This window comes from Methylorubrum zatmanii (genome assembly GCF_014845115.1).
Taxonomy (GTDB): Bacteria; Pseudomonadota; Alphaproteobacteria; order Rhizobiales; family Beijerinckiaceae; genus Methylobacterium; species Methylobacterium zatmanii.
Window position 1 is genome coordinate 1 of sequence record NZ_NKUI01000189.1, and the last position, 3,125, is coordinate 3,125.

Sequence of the window (3,125 nt, forward strand, 5' to 3'; positions counted from 1 at the left end):
CCCCCGCTCCGGGCCCCCGCTTCCGCCCCTGGCCGATCAGGCGCAGGAGCGTCGGAACGATGCCGGCCGGCTGACGCGGATCGATCACCGTCGGCCCGCCGAGCAGGCGGATGGCCGCCCCGTCCTGGGCGGCATGGCCGCGGGAGAGATACAGACAGGGCAGCCCGCTCGCGCGGATGGAGGCGGCGATCGCAGCGACCCAGGCGGCGCTCTCCCGGCTCCCTTCCGGGCCGCTGTCCCCACTCTTGGTCAGATCGGTGGCGACATCGACGAGGAAGGCCGCCGGCGGGCCGGCGGGCAGGGCCGAACCGGGTTCGATCACGCGGCAGGGAAGGACCAGGGCGATGCCGCGGGCGAGGCGCTCGGCCCGCTCGCGGCGATCCGAGACGAGCACGACGAACGCCTCCCGTCTCACATCCCGCGACGTCTGGCCGCCATACCGGTTCCACGATTCCTGCATCGATCATCCGTCGACCGCAGGGTCCCTGACGGACGCGAAGCGGTACCCCTCGGAATACATCAAAAATGTTTCGAAAAGCTTCGCTCGCCGCCGACGCCACAACTCCGACGTATTCGCTGAGCGCCGAGTGCTAGCGCCGGACCAGAACTGGCATGCCCGCACGACAAGCCTTCCCCGGCAGCGCGGATTATGCGTCGCCCCGAACCGCTGCCCGCGCGAAGCTGGGGTCGCCCGGAGGAAAAGTCGGTTTTTCGCAGTCCGCAGGACGCCGCTCCCCTCCCAGCCGAATCCGGTCGCTTCCTTCGGGATGGCGGCGTTCGGGTTTCGCTCAGACGCCGCGCGGACCTGCCTACGGGGCTTCGAGGCCCGCCTCACATCCTCCGCTGCAACCGGGGCGCCGGTCTCGGGTTGTCCTTGCAAGAGAGACTCGACCATGGACGGACGACGATGAGCATCTTCCAGATCCGGCAGAAGACGAGCGGCGCGATCCTCTGGACCGGCAGCGCCGACGACGAGCGCACGGCCCTCGACGCCATGGCCCGCGAGGCCGGCTATGCCGATTACGCCGCCCTGCCCGACGGGCTGCGGGCGGCCGGCTTCAAGACGGACAAGCTCGACCTGATCTCCTGATCCGGCTTCGGCCGCGGGCGGTCGCGTCGCCGCGGTTCGACGACAAAGGGACGCCCGTGCCGCGGGCGTCCCTTTGTTTTTCTCGGCCGATGGCCAGGCTCAGTTCGCGTGGCCGCTCCGCATGCGGTAGGCGCCGTCGGCGCTGCGCTCGAACACCTCGTTGATGCCGGCATGGCGCAGGGCCTCGCCGGAGGTGTCGGGCACGAGATTCTGCTCCGAGACATAGGCGACGTATTCGCTGTCCGCGTTCTCGGCGAGCAGGTGGTAGAACGGTTGGTCCTTGCGCGGCCGGACCTCCTCGGGAATGGCGAGCCACCATTCCTCGGTATTGGAAAATTCCGGGTCCACGTCGAACACGACACCCCGGAACGGGTAGATCCTGTGCCGGACCACCGCCCCGAGGCCGAACTTGGCGGTTCTCATGCTGGTCTGGGTCATGACCGATAGATAGGCTTCGCGCCCGCTCGGTTCCATCGGAGCGGGCGCGCATTCTCCGCAGCGATCAGGGCAGATTGTAGACCTTGGCCAGGTCCGGATCCTTCTCGGCCACCAGACGGGCGAGATCGACGATCACCTTGGCCTGTTTCCAGGTGGCGTCGTCCTGCATCTTGCCGTCGATCATCACCGCGCCGGTGCCGTCGGGCATCGCCTCGACGATGCGCACCGCGAAGTTCACCTCGGCCGGATCGGGGGCGAACACGGTCTTGGCCAGCGCGACCTGGCTCGGATGCAGCGTCCAGGCACCGGCGCAGCCCATCAGGAAGGCGTTGCGGAACTGGACCTCGCAGGCGGCCGAATCCGAGAAGTCGCCGAAGGGTCCGTAGAAGGCCTTGATGCCGTTGGCCATGCAGGCATCGACCATCCGGGCGATGGTGTAGTGCCACAGATCCTGCTGGGCGGAGGCGCGCTCGCCGTCCCCCTTGGGATCGGCGATGACCCGGTAATCCGGGTGGCCGCCGCCGACGCGGGTGGTCTTCATGCCGCGGGAGGCGGCGAGATCGGCCGGGCCGAGGCTCATGCCGTGCATGCGGGGCGAGGCGGAGGCGATGGCATCGACATTGGCCACGCCCTCGGCGGTCTCGAGGATGGCGTGGACGAGGATCGGCTTGGTCACCCCGTGGCGCGCTTCGAGCTGGGCCAGCAGCTGGTCGATGTAGTGGATGTCCCAGGGCCCCTCGACCTTCGGCACCATCACCACGTCGAGCTTGGAGCCGACCTCGGCGACCAGGGTGAACAGGTCGTCGAGAATCCAGGGGGAGTTGAGGGCGTTGATGCGGGTCCACAGGCCGGTGCCGCTGGCGGCGAAGTCGGTGGCCTTGGCCATCTCGACGAAGCCCTTGCGCGCCGCCTCCTTCTGGTCGGCGGGGACCGCGTCCTCCAGGTTGCCGAGCACCACGTCCACCGTCTTGGCGAGCTCGGGCACGCGGGCGCGGACCTTCTCGTTGTGGGGCGGGACGAAGTGGATCATCCGCTCGAGCTTGATCGGCAGCTCGCGGAACGGCTCGGGCGCACCCGCGGCGAGCGGCTGGAAGAAGCGGCGCGGCAGTTTCATCGGATCTCGGTCTCCGGTTTGGCGTATGGCTTCAGGGGTTAGAGCACGCCGCCCCCCGGCGTAAAGCCGACCTTCGGCCTGCATGCGCGCTGGGATGACCGGCGCGGGGCACGCGAGGGCCCCCGAAGGACAGGTCTCACGGGGTCTTCCCGGTCCCCGGCGGGAGTACCCCGCGATCGCCGATACGGCGGAATCGGCCCGGGTAGGCGCGGCCGAAGAGATCCTCGGGAATACGGCGGGTTGAGGATTGCACCGACCCGCCATTCGCAAGACAATCCCGGCACGGCCTGACTTTTCGCGAAATTCTTGGCGAAGTCTTCGCGAACATTTCGCCCGCAGCCGAGGATCCGCTCCGCGTGCCGAAACGCACGATACGCAACAGCGGAACGGCAAAGCTTGCCCGGCCAAGCATTCGCGCGGGGCAGGCAGAACGGAACGGACCGCCTCGGGCCGTGTTTTCCGGCCGAGGCGGGCTGTCGGACA

General features: G+C 68.7%; 3 protein-coding genes and 1 pseudogene. 1 reads left to right on the forward strand and 3 read right to left on the reverse strand.

Going from position 1 to position 3,125, the window contains the following annotated elements; translation table 11 throughout:
- Positions 1–460 (reverse strand): annotated as a pseudogene (locus tag MZTS_RS20005) (HD-GYP domain-containing protein); the annotation flags it as partial.
- A gap of 447 nt (positions 461–907) precedes the next feature.
- Between MZTS_RS20005 and MZTS_RS20010 the strand changes: the two are divergent.
- Positions 908–1,090 (forward strand): hypothetical protein, encoded by a 183-nt coding sequence (locus MZTS_RS20010; RefSeq protein ID WP_009866768.1) that lies wholly within the window; start codon positions 908–910, stop codon positions 1,088–1,090.
- A gap of 99 nt (positions 1,091–1,189) precedes the next feature.
- Here the strand turns inward: MZTS_RS20010 and hspQ are convergent, their stop codons facing one another.
- Positions 1,190–1,528: a heat shock protein HspQ gene (gene hspQ, locus MZTS_RS20015; protein ID WP_192285152.1), complete on the reverse strand. Its 339-nt coding sequence runs from the start codon at positions 1,526–1,528 to the stop codon at positions 1,190–1,192.
- Positions 1,529–1,592: 64 nt separating this feature from the next.
- The gene (locus tag MZTS_RS20020) at positions 1,593–2,642 is read right to left on the reverse strand and encodes an HpcH/HpaI aldolase/citrate lyase family protein (RefSeq protein ID WP_192285153.1); all 1,050 of its coding nucleotides are present in this window, start codon (positions 2,640–2,642) and stop codon (positions 1,593–1,595) included.
- Positions 2,643–3,125 lie beyond the last annotated feature (483 nt).